Genomic DNA, 18,826 nt, shown 5'->3' with positions numbered 1-18,826 from the left:
CCTACGCGGTGGTGACCGTCTTCAGCCACGGGTCCGTGGCGGCGTCGAGGGTCAGCTTCTTGGTGTTCCAGGTCCCGTAGCGCGGGTTGACGTCGACCCCGAGCTTGTCGGAGGTCTGCTGGAGCACCTTGACCACGACGGCCTGCCCGGCCGCCGTCTGCAGGTCGGCGCCGTAGTACTTGGCGACCTTCTGCATCGTCAGGTCGGTACGGATGCTCTCGTCGATGTCCGCCGGCACCATCGCGTACGTCTGCAGCACCTGTGCCTCCAGGTTCGCCCTGCCGCCGGCCTGCTTCTCCGCCGCCGCCCTGGCCTGCTGCACCTCGCGCGGGGTCACCGACACCCCGGCGTTCTTCGCCGCCTGGTCGACGACCCTGGCCTGGACGAGGCTGTGCACCGTATTGCGCTGCAGATCGCTGCTCGCCTGGATCAGCTGGGCCGCCTGTGGCGACTTCTCCTGCGCGGCCCGCACCGCGTCGACCTTCGCCTGCACCGCCGTCACAGTGATCCGCTGCCCGCCGACCACCGCCGCCGCCCCGGCATGCGGCGTGCCGCACGAGGTCAGCAGTGGGGTCGCGGCCAGCACGGCGGCGGCGGTGAAGGAGAGCGCAGTCCTGCGGCGGAACATTCTGCCTCCCGGCAAGGGATCGAGCGACGGTGCACGAACCTGGCGATGATCGAGGATATTGATTCGCGCGCCGCGAAACCAGCACTCGTACAAACGAGAATGCAGCCGTGAGGTATCGCCTCGGCCGTCGCCTCCGCCCCTCAGCTCGCGCAGGCTACTCCGTCCCCGTCCCTGTCGAGCGCGCTGGAGTACCCGGGATCACCCTTGTGCAGCGGCGCGGCGCCCGCTTTGCGCACGGCGTCGCAGTTCGCGTAGTGCGTCGCCGACGCCGTCGCCGCCGGAGCCGACGTCTCCGCGACGGCCCCACCGGTCGAGGCCACCGGCTTGCCGGAATCCGGCAGCGCCTCCGCCGGGCAGGTGTTCAGCACCTTCACCATGGCGGCCTTCTCCGCCGCCGTCACCCACACCCCGTACTTCTTCTTCACCGCCACCTGCCGGGCCACGTACGCACACCTGAAGCCCTTGTTCGACGGCAGCCACGTCGCCGCGTCCGCGTCACCCTTGATCCGGTTCGACGAGTAGTCCACGGCGAGGAGATTCAGCGGGTCGTTCGCGAGCTGCTCCCGCTTGTCCTTCGTCCACTTCGCCGCGCCCTTCTGCCAGGCGTCCGACAGCGCGACCACATGGTCTATGTCCACCGTGCTCTTCCCGCGCGTGAACTTGATCGTCTTCCCGGTGTACGGATCCGCCAGCGTCCCCGACGTCACCACGCAGTCGCCGCCCTGGACCGCCTTGAACTTCTCGGCGGTCATGTCCCGCTTCAGTATGTCGTCGCGCGTGTCACACGAATTGTGATCCGTATCCACCCACGACTTCCCGAACTGCGCCCGCGAATACCCGGTCTTGGGCGCCCTACCCTTCACCGTCAGGTCGTTCACCGCCGCCAGCGCGCTGCCCGCACTGCCCTTGTTCGCCCCGTTGCCGTCCGTGCCCGTCGTCGTTGTCGTCGGCGTGCATCCCGCGATGCCGGCCACGCCGGTCATCGTCACAACCGCCAGCGCGGTTCCCACCCTTGATATAGCCACGAACGGTACTTTACGGCCCCGCTTCCCAGCCGATAAGGCGGCACAGGGTTGCGTGCGGCGTCTCCGGGTCCACCAACGCCCCGCCGACCGCCGGTCGCGCCCGCCGGCGCAGCGGCCACGTCCGCACTGTGACCGCATGGGTTCGCATGCGGTCACAGTGCTAAACGTGGATGAGGATCTGTCGGAGGGGATGTCCGAGCGCGTCCGTGACGGAGGCCAGTTCCTCATCGGTCAGCCATGCCCGGTTCGGATACAGGACCTCGATCCTGAACCGCGCGAACCCCATCGGCCAGTCGTACACCAGCTCGTTGAGCGACGTCTCGGCGTCACAACAGGGAACCGTGACCATGCGCGTTGCAAAGCCTTCGCTGTAGCGCTCCGAGACGGCCTCCCCCCACCAGGCTGATGCGCACTCCGCACCGCAGTGCGGGCAGGAGATCCTCTCCAGGCTGGTGCCGCAGACGACTACCTCGACGCTGTCATGCCACTTGACGTCCATGCCACGGCGGGCGTCGTCGTCCGGAAGCATCCCGGACAGCACCGCCGCAGCACGATCCGCCGCATCCTGACCGGGCTGCCAGTACGGATCAGTCGGAATCACCGTCAGGTAGTTGTCACTCACAGCCCGCCTCCGGGGTGGCGCGGGTTCAGCTCAGCTTGCCGAGCTGGGCGTCCACGATCTCGGTGGGGAAGTCGAAGTCCTTGCCGGAGATGAAGGACGCGACGTTGATCGCCGTGAAGTAGGCGACCGTCGCGCCCTTGCGGAGGACCACGACCTTCATCGGCCCGGTGGAGTCGTCCTGGACGGCGGTGGCGGTCAGCGCCACCGCCTCGTCGGCGCCCTTGGGGGCGGTGTCCGTGACGAGCTTGGTGACCTTCTCCTCCTCCCCGTCGGCCTTGGCGGTGAAGCCGCCCGCGCAGGCGGTGCCGGCGTCGGTGACCGACTTCAGGACGGCCTCGGCGGCGGCCTGGTCCGGGTAGGAGGACAACGTCACGAGGGACACCGACACGTCGTAGGCCGACTCCAGCTCGTCGGCCGACGCGGACGCCGACGACGCCTTGGACTTGCTCGTCAGCTGACGCTGCTCGGTCACCGACGGCTTGCCCAGCGGGGCCCCTGACAGGGCGTAGGCCACCGGGGCGCAGGCCGTCTTGGCGATCTTGACGGTCGCCTGGCTGTAGACGTCGCCCTTGCCCGGCGTCTTCACGGAGTACCCGTCGATGTCCGCCGTGGTCAGGGAGGCCTTCTTCAGCTCGGCCGCCGTCAGCGGCGTGGCCGCCGGCGACTCCGACGGCGCGGACGACGCCGCACTCGATGCCGAACTGCTCGCCTTGGCTTCGTCGGTGCCGCTGTCGGAGCTGTCGCAGGCCGCGACGAGGGCAAGGGACAGGACCGAGGCCGCGACTGCGGCGGTACGGCGTATGACGGTGCTTCGCATTCTTTTCAACTCCACGTTGACTTAATCACGCCCGCAGGGCGTGTTATTACGCACTACTACCAGGAACGGGTCGACTCGACCGGGTTCGCAATAAATCCCGCACCGTCGACGACCATTCCGTCCGGCCTGCGCGAATCGACAAGCACCCGCTCAGTATCGGCACTCCGGAGAAGACCTGCCACGGCTGCCCCATCGAGACCCCACACGTAGAGAAACGCCGGGTTGTCGAAGAAGTCGAGGTTGGCATCGTTCATACGCCGCGTGTAAATGGGATCGCCGAACTTCAATCGCGCCCCATGGGCCCCACGCTCTACGAGCCCGTCGAAGTTCTCCTTGACCGATTCATCGAGAATGATCACAAAATCAGCCGTCGCCTCTTCCGACAGAGCACACCGCAGGGCGTCGATGCACTCATCGCCGACCTCTGTGGAAACCCTTACGAAAGACTCGTACTCGTCATCCTCCGTGCCCGAAAGCCGAGCATGCCGAAGCCACAGCTTCTCGTCCAGCTTCTGAAACCGGTTGGACTCTTCACTCAGGATCCGACTCTTCCCAAGCTGCCAGTCGACATGGCCCATATACCGTTGTGAGTCCTCCCAGAGACGGGCGAGGAATTTCCTTCCACGCCCCTCCCCGAAACCCCAACAACAGGTTTCCAACATGCACGTCGCCTGGTACGGGTAGTACAACTCACCCGTCGGCGTTTCGTCCAAAAGGTCCAGGGACTCGTCCACGAAGCTCGCCAGTGACGCGACGTCGCGGGCAGTCGGTGCAGCCGCATCCCAGCGGCTCGCTTCCTCAAGCGCCGTACGAAAACCGGGGCTCATGGCGCTGACCCACCACTCCGAGACGTCCAGGAGTGCCAATCGAGCGAACCGCGCGGTGGCCAGACGGCCCACGAGGTCGGACTCCGATTCATTCAGCGAGTCGATGACCTTAGCCACATCCACAGTCGCTCCCAAAGGTGTAAGAACGATGCCCGTAGGGATACCGTTGGCGAACCGCCCCGTCAAGCATGTAGACCACTCTCTGCCTCCACAGCTTGGAACCGGTCAGGCTGCCGCCTGCGCCTCGGATGGCATTTTCACAGAACGGGCACACGTTCCGGCTGACTCCGCCTTCCACCTTAGTCCAACCATTGTTGTCAATGTGTTCCATGGCGTTGGTCTCGGCATGAAGGTCCGGATTGTTGTCGGCTATGACCTCCGGAGTGTCGCCATCCTGTTTCAGCATCGCCTTCTGCGCCGGCGTCAGACCGTCTCCGTTCGCTGCGACGACATCGACGTAGTCCGGCTTGTCGGCAGTGCCTCGGTTGGCCCGGATGATGGCGACCGTTCCGTTCTTTGCGGCCCGCTTCCCCGCCGGGGTCCCATCGTCGAGCGCCTTGTTGATCGCAATGGCCCGGTCGCGCAGCTCCGTGTTGCAGTTGTGGACGAGAAGAGCGGCGTCCCCGGCCACCACGTAGTAGGTGTGGAGGCCGTCGACCGTGAGGTCATAAGTGATCTTGTGGTCGCTGTAGGTACGGGAGTTGACGACCTTGGCGGTGGAACCGTCCGCAGTCTGCAGCCTGTCGCCCGCATTGAGGTCCCGGGCGCGTGTCCAGGACTTGGTCGTTGAGTCGTAGATCTGGTGGAGAGCTGTGGTGTTGAGGGTTTTCGGGCCCTGCTTCGTCGCGATGGTCACTGTCACGAAGTCACGGTCGTGTGTGGTGACGTGGACCTTGGTGACCTTGTGCTTCTCCTTCTGGTCCGTGCCCGGTTCAGCGGTCAGGACGAAATCCCCGGGCTTAACCTGGTTAATGGCCTTCGTTGAGCCGTTGGCGAGCACGACGGCGGTACCGGCGCCGAAGCTGTGACATCCACGGGCCGCGCCGAGCTTGCTTGCCCCCGCACCGAAGACGCCGCCGGTTACGGCGCCGATCGCGGTGGCCTTGGCGACTCCGCTGACGCTGCAGCCTTCGTCGCTGGTGACGCACGAGACGCCGTAACCGACCGCGCCTTCGGCCGCGCCACCGGCCGCGCCCAGAGCCGCGCCCCGCACCACGGCGTTCACGCCGGCGCCGAGCAGGCGGCTGACGGCTCCGGAGGCGGCGCCGCCGGCAGCTCCGCCGAGGGCACCGGTCAGGGCGCCGACACCGACAGCCAGGGCGAAGCCGCCGAGGGACTTGGGGCCGTCGCTCATGGCGTAGCCGACGGCGTTGGCGGCGGCTCCGGCGATCATGCCGCAGGCGACAACTCCGGCGCCGAAGCTGGCGGCGGTGCAGCCGGCGAAGACGGCGACGCCGACCGCGACGGAGGCGATGGTGGCCGCGTGCTGTTTGACGAAGTTGGCTGAGGCCTTGACCGCCTTCTTGGCGGCTCTGCCGACCTTTTTCGCGGCTTTCTTGATTTGGTGGGCGGCGTGTTTGACGGCCTTGGCGGCGGTCTTGACGGCCCGTTTGACGTGTTTGGCGACCTTGTGGGCGTAGTGCTTGACGCGTTTGTAGGTGCGTTTGACGTACCGCTTGACGCGTTTGACGCTGTCCACGACATGGTGGACCGCTCTGCGGACGGTGCGGTGGGCGCGCTGGACCGCGTGCTTGACGGCCTTCTTGATCTTCTTGGCGGCCTTCTTGACCGCCTTGGCCGCCTTCTTCACCGTCCGCCGGACCTTGTGATACGCCGACTTGACGGTCTTCTTGACCTTCTTCTTGACCTTGTTGACTGCCTTGTCGATGAAGCTGGGCCAGTGGCCGGTCGGGTCAGTGGCGGTCATCGGGTTGTCGTCGCCATAGGCGTAGCGGTTGGCCGAGACCGAGGTGCCGACGGGGTCGAGGCCGACGGTGTCGCGGCTGTTGAACTGGCCGGTGGCCGGGCTGTACCAGCGGGCGGCCATGTTGACCTTGCTGGTCTCCGGGTCGGTCCAGCCGGACTGGTAGCCCAGGTGCCCCAGCGCCCCGGTGGACTGCACGGTCTTTCCGAAGGGGGTGTAGGTGGTGGAGCCGGTGAGGGCTTCGGCGGAGGCGGTGAACTGGGCGATGACGTCGTCGTGCAGGTCGGTCAGGGCCAGCACCGACTGGGTGCCTGCCTTGATACCCAGCAGGGAGCCGTCGGCATTGCGGCTGTAGGTGGTGCCGCCGTCGGAGGCCAGGTCGTTGCCGGCGCCGCTGTAGGTGAAGGTGAAGGTGGGGGCCGCGACACCGTCGGCGGCGGTCAGGACCCGGTCCAGGCCGTCGTAGGTGTAGGTACGGGCACCTTCGTTGATGACGCGGTTGAAGGCATCGGCCTTGAGGGAGGTGAGGACGCCGCTCTCGTCGGTGAGTGAGCTCATCGTGCCGCGGGCGGTGTAGGTGTAGGTGTTGTGGCCGTCGGAGGTCAGGCGGTTGCGCGCGTCGTAGGTGTAGGTGTCGCCCCCGACGCGGGTGCGGTTGCCGGAGCCGTCGTAGCCGTAGGCCTCGGTGGTGGTGCCGTTGTTCCACGACATCAGCCGGTTGGCCCAGTCGTAGGTGTACGTGTTGGTGCCCGACCCCGCCAGCCCGGTGGTGGTCTTGGTCTTCTCGTTGTCGTTGGCGTCGTAGGTGTACGCGACCGAGGACAGCGTCTTACCACCCGCCGACGTCAGCTTGTCCGACGTGACGCGCTGGAGGGAGTCGTAGACGAAGGCGCGTTTGGCCTTGCCCGACCCGTAGTCGACACCGGTGACGTTGGAGTTGTCGTCGTAGCTGTAGGTCATCGCAGAGCCGGTGGCACCGTCATTGACCGTGGACAGCCGCCCCGCGGAGTCATAGCCGTACGTGGAGGTGCCGGAGGCGTCGGTACGGGAGGTGACCTGGCCGTCGCCGTCGTAAGCGAACGACGACGTACCCGACGCGCCCGAGGCAGACAGCAGCTGGCCGCGGTCGTCGTATTCGAAGGTGTCGTCGGTGGTGCCGTTGCCGGCGACCGTGGTGACCCGGTCCGCGTCGTCGTAGCCGTAGGTGTGGCTGACCGTGGTGGCTTCGGCGCCGGTGCCGGTCTGCTTGGTCAGGCGGCCTCGGGTGTCGTACTCGTTGGTGACCACCACCCCGCCGGGCGAGCGCTGCTCGGCGACGCGGCCGGCCTTGTCGTAGACAGTGGTGAAGGTCCGGTCGGCGGCGGCTGGGTGGGCGGTGGTGGACGGCTCGATCAGGGACTCCGGCAGGCCCCAGGAGTTGTAGGTGGTGACAAAGGCGTTGGTGCGGCCGTCGGTGAAGCGGGTCCGGTTGCCGGCCGCGTCGTAGCCGAAGGTCGTGGTGATCGACTCCGTCGCCGAGACCGGCTGGACCACCTTGGTCACCAGACCCGTCGCATCCAGCGTCAAGGTGGTGGTGTGCCGGTTGGCGTCCGTGACGGTGACCGGGTTGCCCACACGGTCGTAGCTTGAGCTACTGGTACGCAGCACGTTGCCGAGGGCGTCCAGCTCACTGGTGTCGGTGAGTTCGCCGTAGCCGTTGTAGGTGTTGCGGGTGCTGGTGCCGTCCGGGCCCTTCGCCGTGAGGAGTCGGCCGTCCATGTCGTATGTGTAGTAGGAGTTCTTGCCTGCTGGGTCGGTGACCTGGGTGACCTCGCCCAGCGCGCTGTAGGCGTAGGACGTGGTGACGCCGGTGGCGCTCACCGTCTTGGACAGCTCACCGCCGGGCGCGTCGTAATAGTTGTAGTTGGTGTAGGCCTTCTGGGTGGGCTGGCGCACGATGTCGGTACTGGTGACCTCACGGCCCAGGTAATCGAAGGTGCTCTCGGAACGGGCTCCCTTGGAGTCCGTCACAGACAGCTGATCGCCATTGGCGTCGAAGGAGTACTTGGTCAGCACATTGCCCGGTTCAGTGACCGTCGCGATGTCGCCGAGCTGGGTGTAGGCGTAGGCGGTGCGGTTGCCGAGCGCGTCGACCTCGGCGCTGACCTGGCCGAGCTTGTTGTACTCGTTGTAGATCGTGGCGGTGATCGGGGTACTGGAGCCGGGCGGGGTGTAGTTCGGCAGCGTCGTGGAGGACTCCTGGCCCTCCGCGTCGTACGCGGTGGTGACGATGTTGCCGAGCGCGTCCTTGGTCTCGGTGTCCTCACCGAAGGTGTTGTAACCGGTGTACGACACCGGCCGCGTCGCCGCAGCCGTCCCGCCGTTTGCCTCGGCGTTCACCGTCGGCTCGCTGACGACGGTCTGCTGACCGGCCTCGTCGTAGCCGTAGTCGGTGGTGTTGCCGTTGGCGTCGGTGGTCGACGTCGGCAGACCGCGCTGGTCGAGCTTCCAGGTGGTCGTACGTACCGAACTGCCCGACGCCGGGAGCGTGCCGCCCTTGACGGCCGCCGCCTGGGTGGCGGTCAGAGCCTCGCCGTAGACCTGGATATCGGCCAGGGCGCCCTTGTGGTACTCGCCGTAGGTGCCGCCGGCCTTGCGGCGGCCGATCTGCAGCGCGCCGGTGGCCTCCCAGGAGCTGGTGAAGGCGGTGGTGGCCACGAGCGAGCCGTTGACGTAGAGCTTGATCTGACCCGCAGCCGCGTCGTAGACGCCGAGGAGGTGGGTCCAGGTGGCGGCTGTGACGGCGGAGGTGCCGGAGGCGGCGCGGACGATGGCGAGGGTGGAGTCGTCGGTGGTCAGGCGGTTGAAGGTCCAGCCGTAGGCGGTGGAGTAGTAGAGCTGGAATCCGCTGCCGTAGGCGCCGTCCTGGGCCAGGAAGGTGTGGTTGGCGGTGGTGTCGTCGAGGCGGACCCAGGTGCCGACGGAGAAGCTGCCGTTGGTGTTGACCACCGGGCCGGTGGTAGCGCCGGAGGCGTTGGCGGTGCCGTCGAAGACGGCGCTGCCGCTGTGCTCGGTGGAGCGGGTGACGCCGGTGCCGAGGGTGGCGTTGCGGGTGCCGCCGGAGGAGTCGGCGGCGGCGGTGCCGCTGGTCTCGGAGAGCTTCCAGCGGCCGACCGGGGCGGTGGTGCCGTCGTGCTCGGTGGTGGCGGTGACGTTGCCCAGTGCGTCGTAGAGCGTGTCCGTGGTGCTGGTCGCACCTGTCGGGTCGGAGTCGGTTTCCGAGACGACGTTGTCGTCGGGGTCGTAGCTGACCTTGGTGGTACGGGCCAGACCCGCCGGGTCCTCGGTCGAGGAGGTGGTGCGGTCGGCGGCGTCCACCACGAAGGTGCTGGTGGTGTTGCCGTCGTTGGTGACCTGCTTGGTCAGGTTGCCGGCCGCGTCGTAGGTGTTGGCCTGCTCGGTGAAGGACTTGCCGGTGAGCGGGTCCTTGCGGACCACAGAGGCGACCAGACCGTCATCGGTGTAGGTGTAGGCGGTGACCCAGCCCATCGCGTCGGTGAGCGAGGCCAGCCGGCCCGCCGGGTCGTAGGCCCGCGACTCCTGGACCAACGTCCTCGCCGCCGACGGGCTGTTGGGGTCGCCGGTGTAGTTCAGCAGGTTCGTGGTGAGGGGGCGCCCCTCGCCGTCGAAGGTGTAGGTGTTGACGTTCCCGGCCGGGTCGGTCTCGCTGACCTTGTTGCCGTACACGTCGTACGCGAAGTTGGTGGTGTCGCCGCCCGGGTCGGTGCGGGTCTCCACCCGGCCGTACGCGTCGTACGTCATCGAGGTCGTGCGCGACGCGTCGCCGCCGGTCATGTCCGACACCGTCTGCGACAGGACGCTCCCGTCGGCGTCGTAGACCGTGCTGGAGCGGGCTGTGTGCTCCGCATTCGTGACCCGGTTGAGGACCTTCGGGCTGGTCTCGGTCAGGACCTGGTCGTTCTTGTCGTACGTGTAGGTCGTCGTCAGGCCGCTCGGCGCCGCATCGGAGATCTCGGTGCTGGTGAGCTGCCGGCCGATGTTGTCGTACGTGTACGTCACCTTGGCGCCGTTGGCGTCGGTGACCGCCGCCAGATCGCCGTTGGCGAAGTACTTGTAGGTGGTCTTCCGACCGCCCGGCGTCGTCACATCGGCGACCAGGCCGGCCGGGGCATAGCCGGTGTCGTACGCCGCCGTCGTAGCGGTGGTGTACGTCGTCGAGGCGGTACGGCCGGCGGGGAAACCGGGCACCGGCGGGGTCGTGACCGAGGTCAGGTTGCCGGCCGTGTCATAGGCGTAGCTGGTCAGGTACGTGTTGTCGGTGGCACTGGCCGAACGGCCGTCGCGCTCGGTCAGCAGCAGGTCGTTGCGCGGGTCCATGGTCGGGAAGGCCGTGGTCGCGTCCGGGTAGTACGTGTAGTACTCGGTCGCGCACAGGTTCGCGGCGGTGTTCTGGCAGGTCGTCGAGGAGACCGTGTTGCCGCGGATGTCATGGCCGGTGACCGACCGGTCGCCGTTGGCGTCGGTGACCGTGTGCAGGAAGCCCGAGGTGTCGTAGCCGTACGTGGTCCGCTTGCCGTTGGTGTCGGTCGCCGCCAGGAGACGGTCACCCATCTCCGCGTCATAGGCGTAGGTGAGGGTCTTGTCCTTCGGGTCCGTCAGCTTCACCGTCTTGACCGGCGCCACACCGGAGGACGCCTTGTACGCCTTCCAGTGCGCGTCGACCTCGTCCTCGCTCAGCGCCGAGGAGAAGACGGCCACGTCGGCGATGGAGCCGTTGAAGTGGCTGACGTCGCCCGGGTTGTTGTACCAGACCTTCGCGAAGCCCGCGCCGAGGTAGGTGTGGGAGTTGGACTGGTCCTTGGCCGCGCCGGAGAAGGTGGCCGCCTTGGTGCCGTCGAGGTACATGGTCTGGGTGGAGCCGCTGACGGACAGGACAGCGTGGTGCCAGGCGTTGTCGTTGACGAGCTTCGTGGAGCCGAAGTCGGTGCTGCCGCTGCCCGAGACGCTCCAGAAGTGGCCGCGCAGCTTGCCGTCGGAGCCGACGTACATGACCGGGGTCCAGGTGCCGGAGGCGGCGGTGGCTCCGGCGATGGTCACGGACTGGTCGGCCAGGATGACGCCGGGGCTGGCCGTCTTGAACCACAGTTCGACGCTGCGGTCGGAGCTGGAGTGCAGGGCGGCGTAAGGGATCTCCGCGTAGGAGGTGGTGCCGTTGAAGCCGGCCGCTGTGGCGTCGCCGGTGCCGAAGGGACCGGTCACGCCCTGGGTGACATTGCTGTACGTACCGAAGCCGGAGTGGACCTCGTTCGCGGCCTGGGCCGCACCCGAGGTGTCGTCCAGACGCCAGTAACCCGACGGCGCCGAACCCATCACGGCCGAGCGGTACACCTGCGAGGAACCGGTCACCGTGGCCGGGTTCAGCTTCCAGGTACCGCCGTCACCGTCGGTGGCCTGGGTCACCAGGTCATCGGTCGTGCCGTACACCACCGAGCTCTCGACCTTGCCCGAGGGCATGGTCACCTTGTTCAGCAGCCCCGCCGACCGCTTGGCCGCCGTGTACTGGCCCGCGATCACCGGCGCCGACAGCTGCTCGGAGTACAGCGCCACCTCCGACATCTGACCGGAGAAGTGACCCAGGGTGTCGGTGGTCGACATGTACGGCCAGCCGTGGGTGTTCACACCCGCGCCCAGCGTGATGTACGGGGTGTTCCAGTCCTTGATCTCACCGGACTTGCTGCCCTGCGCCGCACCGTCCAGATACAGCGTCTGCGTGTTGCCCGCACCGGTCAGCACCGCCTGGTGCCACACACCGTCGTTGACCACGGCCGCCGAGGACGTCACCGTGTCACAGGCACCCGTGGCGAAGCAGCCGTGCAGCTTGCCGTCGGTGCCGACGTACACCGCCGGGGTGTTGTACTTCGTCGACGCCACCGGATCCGACGCACTCAGCGGCTGGTCACCGTAGTAGAACAGCACCCCGCCGGCCTGCGTGGTCTTGAACCACAGCGACACCGTCGCGAACGACGGAGTCGCACCCGGCGCACTGGCCATCTCCACATACGACGTCGTCCCGTTGAACGTCGCCGCCTTCTGCGTACTGCCCGCCAGCGGACCGGTCGCACCCAGCGTCACATTGTGGAACAGGCCGTTGTACGCACCCTGGTTCTCCACGATGCTGTCCGCCGCCACCGTCGCGCCCGACGCCTCACCCAGGCGCCAGTACGCGAACGGGTCCGCGTCCAGCATCGTGGTGCGGTAGTGGTTGCCGTTGGCGTAGCCGTAGACCGTGCACTTCGACCAGTCCGCGGGCGGGCAGACCGTGCTGAGCTCGTCCCCGGTGTAGGTGTACTTCCAGGTCTCGGCGGTGCTGGGGGTGCCGGCGGTCGACGGGTCGGTGAAGACGGTGTCGACGTGCGGTGTGGTGGCGCCGGACGGGGTCGCCCAGGTCAGGCCCAGCTTGCGGTTGGCGGTGAGCGAGGTGACTGTCGTCAGCTGCTTGGAGGTGTTGTAGGTGAACGATTCTTCGCGGCCCGCGTAGTCCTTGATGGACGCGATCGCGTACACACCGGTCTTCGCGGTGGGCGCGGTGAACGTGTAGACCGTGAAGTCCTTGTCGGTCAGCGCGTAGCCGACGGGCGTGGTGGTGACCGCCGCCAGCCGGGCATAGCGGCCCAGCGGGGGCACGAAGGTGCCGTCGCTGTTGCGGCCGAACGCGACCTGCTCACCGCCCGGATAGGTGATCTCCACGCTGGTGACCGTGCCGGAGGCGTCCTTGACCTCGGCCGCCTTCATGTCCACGACCGACGACCAGCCCGCGCCGAAGGCGTTGTCGATCCGCGGGTCCAGGCTGTTGTACGCCCGCTCGATGCTCAGCGACGGCCCGACGACCGGGACATCCGCGTCGGTGTCGTCGGTGGTGTAGTTGCCGTCACTGGGGTCGAAGTCATGGCCGTCGGTGTTCTGCGCCAGCCCAGAGGTGACCGGTGGCTGCGGTACGGCGGTGGAGAAGCGGCTGCCCTGGTAGTAGTCACCGCTGTAGCCGTCGTAGACGCTCACGTACCAGGTGTAGGTCTTGCCCCAGACGAGTTTGCCCGCGGGCACCTTCCAGCTGCCGGTGGTCAGCACGCCGGAGGAGGCGACGTGGGTGTCGTCCTCGATCTCCGGGTCGTCGATGGCGAACTCGTAGGTCAGGGCCGAGGGCCAGCTGTCGGCGTCGGAGGCGTAGGCGATCAGCTCCGGGCGCAGGGTGTTGAGCTGGTAGTTCTCCGGCGGGTACTGGGCGTTGACCTGCGGCACGGTGTTCGCGGTGTAGGTCAGGTCCAGGTAGGGGCGCAGCGAGCTGGCGGCGTTGTCGGAGAGGAACTGCTTCCAGTGCAGGGCGTCGGTGGTGGGTGCGGCCAGTGCGAGGCCGTAGTTGGCGGATCCGGTGGCCACGCCGTCGAACCAGGTGGTGGTCAGCGGCACGGTCATCTTCACGCCGACGCTGCGGTCGCCGTCGGTGTTGGTGCAGGAGGCGCCGGGGGCGGCGGTCACCGAGCCGATGGACGAGCCGATGTCCGGCCCCGGGTAGGTGGTGGTGGTCGACGGCGTCCAGGACTCGGTCACCGGGTACACCGAGAAAGGCTCGGCGGTGCAGGTCGAGGACCAGGTCGCGTAGACGTTGAGCTTGGCCGCGGTGACCCGCTGGCCGGCCAGCGTCGTGGCGAGGGAGGAGAACTGGAGGAAGGACCTGGCCTTGTTGGTCCCCGAGTCGTACGAGCCGACCTTGATGACGTCCTCGGAGGAGTGGTCGACGGTGTTCCCGGAGTGCACGTAGGTGCTGTTGGTGGCGGTGAAGGTGGGGTCGACGACGACCGGGTAGACCCGGTCGGGGTCCTGCAGCCAGTCCGCGTCGGCGGTCATCCGCAGCGCGGGCCCGCCGTCCACCGTGACCAGCTGGTACGACACCGCGCGCGACATGGTCCGCTCACCGGAGACCGGGTCGACCTTGGAGTCCTCCATGAACCCGTGCGGCACGGTGGCGACCACCTTGCCCGCCGCGTCCTTGAACTCCACATCGCCGTCACCGGTGATGCCCGGGGTCAGGCCCTTCAGGTCCAGCGGGAAGACCCACGAGCTCGCCGCCTGCGGCGAGTTCAGGACGATACGTTCCTTGAAGCCCTCCGCCAGCGGGGACAGCACCAGATCGGTGTCGGCCAGCACACCCGCGTACGTGACATTGGAATCGGCGTCGACCTGCGCCTCGACCTTGCCCGCGCCGGTCAGACCGTAGGACAGGGTGCGGCCGGAGCCGAAGTCGATGCCCGCCAGCGCGTCGTCGTCGGCACGGCCTGCGAAGTCCACACCCAGGGAGTTGGCCTGCTCCTCCAGCCGGCCGTCCGCGCTCTCCTGAACATCGGTGTCGATCGGCGTCCAGGTACCGTCCGCCGCCTTGAAGTTCGACCGCGCGGAATGATGCCGCACCGTCGTCGAACCATCCGCGTTGACATAGAAGTCCGTGGTCGCCGTCGACTTCTTTGCGTTGCGCTTGCTGGTCTTGGCGTTGAAGCTCTTCGCGTTGCCCGCGGCGGCCGGACCGGTGTTCTCCGGTGTCACGGACTCCGTCTCGCGCCCGAACGCGTCCAGTTCGCCCTTGGCCTTGCCCGGCTTGTGGCCCTTGCCGCCCTTGGCGCTGGTGGCATCGGTGGAAGCGGAATGGCTCTTCCCGGCGGCCGTGCCGCCCTCCTGCTCGGGCAGGTCCAGCGGGGAGGAGTTCATCCACTCCCACAAACCGGACACCTTCGGCATCGACAGCGCCGGAAGGGTGGCCCCTTCCGCCTCGGCGGTCTCCGTCGTCAGCATCAACGCGAAGGAGACCAGAACCGTCAGGGCAACAGCCCGTATGCGACGCCGTCGAGAACGCAAAAGGATGCCTTTACTTACGCAGGGCTTATGTCAACAAGCCACAGTGCATCGTAAGTTCAAAGGATCACCACAGAGAGGGCAAAGAAGTTATCCCCTCGTTACACGGAAACCGCACAGATCGCCCCCAAAACCTCTACTTCCCGGCAGCCTCGAACGCCCCCTCAGCAACCCCCGCGACCTTCTCCGTCAGCCCGTCGCCCGAGAGGGCGTTGGTGACGTTGGCCGCGACCGCCTTGCCGTCCACCACGACGAACGGCACCTTCGGATACTTCTTCGCCACGCTCTCGACGGCGGCGACCTGCGGCGCTCCGACCGCGAGCACCACATCGCACTGCTGCTGCAGCAGGCTGTTCAGGAACGGCAGCGCATTCCCCTCGCTCTGCTCACCGGTGACCTCCAGATACGTGGCCCGCATCCCGGTCTTCTGCGACGCGTCCTGCATCCCCTTCCAGACCGGCACCGCCGCCGACCCGGCCTTGATGCCGTCGGCCCCCGTCAGCATGCACGCGTCGAAGTCCTTGTACGCCCGCGCCCGCGTCGGCGGCAGCTTCGGCTCGTCCTGCGGCCAGACCTCCACCGCGACCGACGCCACGACCACCGCGCCCGCCACCGCACCCGCCGCGATCACCCACCGCCGGTGCTCGCGAGCCCGCCCGGCCAGCACCCGGAACCCCGCCGTTATCCGGCGAAGGCTCGGGGGCGGGGACTTCACGGGCTTCCTCGAAGGCTTCCCGGCCTTTACGGGCTTGACGGGCTTGACGGGCGTCACGGCGTGCTCCACGAGGTGCGTACCAGCAGGGACGGATTGGCCCGTACCGTATCTCCCCCGCTCACAGGCCGTTCACATCCGCCCCCGGCAGTGAGATAAGGCACCCGGAAATCCTTCCGGCCGAGAGCAACTGCCCGCATTTGCCGCTTTGGCCCCCGAGCAGGGTGATCGCGGTGGGCGCATGGAATACGCAGAGTGACTTTACGATTCTCTTATCCTTCTCATAGCATTCGCCGAACCGCTCCCCCACTCGGGTGTCGCAGCGGCTCACCGTCCCGTCTGGCGCGGTTGTTCACACCCCGATCCAGAGGCCCCCCATGACCACTCCGCCGTCCCCTGCTCCCGAGTCCTCGCAGGTCCCGCCGCCCGCGGGCCCTCCGGTCGGTCCTCCGGCGGGTCTTCCCGTGGGCCCTCCCGTGGCTCCGCCCAAGGCCAAGGGGAAGTTCAACAAGGTCCTCCGCATCGTGGCCGTGGTCATTCTCGCGATAGCCGTGAAGCTCGGCATCTCCTACGCCTTCAACTCCCCGACGCACGCGGAGGCCGGCGACTGCGTCCAGGTGACGGGCAGCGACAATGACCCCGACGTCTCGGTCAAGGACTGCACCGACAAGGACGCCAACTACAAGGTCGTCAAAGTTGTCGACAACACCTTCGACACGGACGCCTGCACCGACTCCGACGCCGCCCTCGCCCAGCAGTGGGACGCGGAGAAGTTCGTCCTCTGCCTCAACAACCTCAACAACTGACTCACGGCTTCAGCGCAGCCGGCGCCTGGCCGCCCGCACCACCCTGCGCACGGTGGGGTTGGCGCGCAGCCGGTCGGCCGTGCGCAGGGCGTCGCCGCCGGGGAGGGCGAGTGAGGTGAGCCGGCGGCGCCGGAAGTAGTGCTGCGTCCGCTCTCCGAAGTTGGCCTGCAGCCAGTGCTCGGCCTCCTCGCGCAGGTCGCGGTGCATCTTCGGCTGCATGCAGAAGCCCACGGCCCGTACCAGGGGCACCAGGTCGTCCACGGTCGCCGTGCCCGCGTCGGCGCCCGCGTCGAGGTCCGGGACCAGGAAGTCGACGATGGTCAGGGGGATGCGGTTGCTGTTCTGGTACGGCGTCAGCCGGTCCAGGACCAGCCGGGTGCCGGTGCGGGCGATGGAGATCCCGTAGTACGCGGACGCGGTGAGCATCGCCGTGGAGAAGCAGCCGACGACGAGGCGGGGGCGGCAGATCTCGTACAGGGTCTCGGCCAGCAGCGGGCCGTCGATGACGGTCAGGCGGACGCCCGCCGCCTCGGCGGCCTCGTCCAGTGCCCTGGAGTAGCTGGCGGGCGCGGTGGGGTGCGGCTTGAAGACGATGGAGCGGTGCCCGGCGGCGACGGCGCCGCGCAGCATGCGCACGTGGAGGTCTTCCTCCTCCTGCGCGGTGATGATGCGCAGGGCGGCGAGGTACTGGCCGAGGAGTACGGCGGTGGGCAGGTCCTGCTCACCGGGCGGCAGGTAGGTGCGGACGGTGTCGGCCGCGTCCTCCGAGATCTCCTTCAGCACCGCCGTGAAGGCGTCGTCGGGGACGAGCTCGGGCCGGGCGCCGGTCTCGGCGAGCAGCAGCGGGCGCAGGCCCGGGACGAGGTCGAGGTGCAGGACCCGCTGGACGCGCGCGCCGATGGGGCGGGGCAGTCGTTCGCGGGTGGGGCCGTAGCTCATCAGCCCGTCGGCGTACACATGGATCGCGCTCTCGGCGAAGATCGTCACCAGCGCCCGTGCCGGGTTGACCTGGATGGACTCCACGGCCAGCTCGACGGGGACGTTCCCTATTCCCCAGGCCTGGCGGAACAGCCGCTGCCACACCGGGGTCTCGGTCTCCTCCGGGGCCCATTCGGCGGGGTGGTTGGGGTGGATGACCTCGTTCCAGGAGATGACCTCGTCGAAGCGGGCGGCTATCCGGTCGTAGCCGTGCATCTCCTTGAGCTGGATGGCTGCCTCGGGCACCTCGGCATTGCTGGAGACCAGCAGGATCCGGCGGACTCCGGCGGCGGGCCCGAACTGCCCGGCGTCCAGCGCGGCGGCCAGTGTCGCGGCCCCGTAGAGCGTGGAGACCTCGAATATCTGGGCCTTCTCCAGCTCGGGTATTCCAGGATTCCCGTGCTGCGCCTGCTTCTCGTACACGCTGTCGCTCACGCGGCCTTCCTCACGTCGCCGCGCAGCCGCCTGAGCACGTCGGCGCGTTGGGGGTCCATTTCCGCAAGGGTCCGGTCCAGCACGTGCTGGGGCATGCGCGACATCGCCGCCGACGCATTCTGCTTGAGTTTTCTGGCGATACCGGACTGGTATTTACCGGAATTGGACATGTGGAAGGCGATCAGCGCGCAATACGTACGGACGATCTTGGGGAGGAAGCGTTCGGCCTCGTGATCGCCGGTGACGTCGTCGAGTATCGCGTCATGCGCGGGTATGAAATCGAGCTGACGGCCGTCGCGTATCTGGGTGAGGGAGCTGCTGACCCCGCGCCGGTAGAAAGTGCCCACGGTCCGCGTCACCGCGAACGACCCGGCCGTCAGGTGCAGGCGCCAGATCCACTCGCGGTCCTCCGCCGTGCGCAGGCCCGTGGAGTAGCGCATACCGCCGTTCTGGAAGAGGCCTCCCCGGTAGATACCGGCCCAGACGAAGGGGTAGTCGACCATCGTCTCCTCCTGCGCGGGCACGATTGCGTCGCGCGGGCGCAGCACGGTGTCCCACAGGCTCGCGGAGGGGCGCTTGACGAGCCGCTGCCTGCCGGTGGCCTGGATGTGGGCGGTGCGTACGAAGTCGCAGTCCAGCCGCTCGATGTCGGCGACCAGTTCGGCGAGATAGCCGGGCCGGTACCAGTCGTCGCCGTCCAGGAAGGTGACGTACTCCCCGCGTGCGGCGTCCAGGCCGGTGTTGCGCGCCTGCGCGATGCCCTGGTTGCTCTCGTGCCGGATCAGCGTCGCGCTGCCCGGCCGCCGGTGCGCCTGCTGCCGCTGCCAGCCGCCGAGGACCTCCGTCGTCCCGTCCGTCGAATGGTCGTCGACGAGAATGAACTCCGTGCCCGGGGCCGCGTTGTTGGTGAGACCGCGCAGCAGGTCGGGGGCGAACGGCAGAACATTGTAAAAAGGTACAACTACTGACAGTTTGGGCACCTGGAAGTCCAGACGATCTCGAAGCAGAGCGGAAATGAGCGCACAGTAAACATAAATCCAGCAATCGAATCGAACTAGAAGCGCACGGGGTTTCGAGAGGCCGTCCCGCAGGTTAACAACGGGTACACGGCGCCCGAATTCCCGGAATCGGCTGGTCAGGAGCGCCCTCGT

10 protein-coding genes and 1 pseudogene are annotated in these 18,826 nt (G+C 67.6%); 1 reads left to right on the top strand and 10 read right to left on the bottom strand.

Annotated features, from left to right (window positions below; all coding sequences use genetic code 11):
- Position 1 precedes the first annotated feature (1 nt).
- The 8 genes and pseudogenes from OG607_RS27935 to OG607_RS27900 all read right to left on the bottom strand — a co-directional run bounded on the left by OG607_RS27935 (position 2) and on the right by OG607_RS27900 (position 15,459).
- On the bottom strand, positions 2-628 hold the full coding sequence (locus OG607_RS27935; RefSeq protein WP_405729129.1) for a SurA N-terminal domain-containing protein: 627 nt from the start codon (positions 626-628) through the stop codon (positions 2-4).
- Positions 629-768: 140 nt separating this feature from the next.
- Positions 769-948, bottom strand: a complete 180-nt coding sequence (locus tag OG607_RS27930) for an excalibur calcium-binding domain-containing protein (RefSeq protein WP_405737099.1) — start codon at positions 946-948, stop codon at positions 769-771.
- Positions 949-1,611: pseudogene (locus OG607_RS27925) on the bottom strand (HNH endonuclease family protein); the annotation flags it as partial.
- 202 nt (positions 1,612-1,813) lie between these two features.
- The gene (locus tag OG607_RS27920; protein WP_405729126.1) at positions 1,814-2,275 is read right to left on the bottom strand and encodes a hypothetical protein; all 462 of its coding nucleotides are present in this window, start codon (positions 2,273-2,275) and stop codon (positions 1,814-1,816) included.
- A 25-nt stretch (positions 2,276-2,300) separates the two neighbouring features.
- Positions 2,301-3,092 carry a hypothetical protein gene (locus OG607_RS27915; RefSeq protein WP_405729123.1) on the bottom strand — a complete coding sequence of 264 codons (792 nt, stop codon included), beginning with the start codon at positions 3,090-3,092 and terminating at the stop codon, positions 2,301-2,303.
- A gap of 56 nt (positions 3,093-3,148) precedes the next feature.
- Entirely contained in the window at positions 3,149-4,036 is an 888-nt protein-coding gene (locus OG607_RS27910) for a hypothetical protein (protein ID WP_405729120.1), read from the bottom strand.
- Positions 4,029-14,684, bottom strand: a complete 10,656-nt coding sequence (locus OG607_RS27905) for a LamG-like jellyroll fold domain-containing protein (RefSeq protein WP_405729117.1) — start codon at positions 14,682-14,684, stop codon at positions 4,029-4,031. The genes OG607_RS27910 and OG607_RS27905 overlap by 8 nt, the downstream gene beginning before the upstream one ends.
- 196 nt (positions 14,685-14,880) lie before the next feature.
- Complete coding sequence (locus OG607_RS27900) at positions 14,881-15,459, bottom strand: BMP family ABC transporter substrate-binding protein (protein ID WP_405729114.1); 579 nt, start codon at positions 15,457-15,459, stop codon at positions 14,881-14,883.
- A 473-nt stretch (positions 15,460-15,932) separates the two neighbouring features.
- On the opposite strand from OG607_RS27900, the gene OG607_RS27895 reads away from it, so the two are divergent.
- Positions 15,933-16,262, top strand: coding sequence for a hypothetical protein (locus OG607_RS27895; protein WP_405729111.1), 330 nt, complete (start codon positions 15,933-15,935; stop codon positions 16,260-16,262).
- A 9-nt stretch (positions 16,263-16,271) separates the two neighbouring features.
- Here the strand turns inward: OG607_RS27895 and OG607_RS27890 are convergent, their stop codons facing one another.
- Positions 16,272-17,663, bottom strand: coding sequence for a polysialyltransferase family glycosyltransferase (locus tag OG607_RS27890; RefSeq protein WP_405737096.1), 1,392 nt, complete (start codon positions 17,661-17,663; stop codon positions 16,272-16,274).
- A gap of 8 nt (positions 17,664-17,671) precedes the next feature.
- Entirely contained in the window at positions 17,672-18,655 is a 984-nt protein-coding gene (locus OG607_RS27885; RefSeq protein ID WP_405729108.1) for a glycosyltransferase family 2 protein, read from the bottom strand.
- Positions 18,656-18,826: the final 171 nt, after the last annotated feature.

Source organism: Streptomyces sp. NBC_01537, assembly GCF_045040445.1.
GTDB lineage: Bacteria > Actinomycetota > Actinomycetes > Streptomycetales > Streptomycetaceae > Actinacidiphila.
Note: the sequence above shows the minus strand (reverse complement) of the source record. Positions and strands in the feature narration are given on the sequence as shown.

Excerpts from the sequence above, each read along its gene's own strand:
- OG607_RS27935 (WP_405729129.1), bottom strand. The coding sequence starts at position 628 with ATGTTCCGCCGCAGGACTGCGCTCTCCTTCACCGCCGCCGCCGTGCTG.
- OG607_RS27915 (WP_405729123.1), bottom strand. The coding sequence starts at position 3,092 with ATGCGAAGCACCGTCATACGCCGTACCGCCGCAGTCGCGGCCTCGGTC.
- OG607_RS27905 (WP_405729117.1), bottom strand. The coding sequence starts at position 14,684 with ATGCTGACGACGGAGACCGCCGAGGCGGAAGGGGCCACCCTTCCGGCG.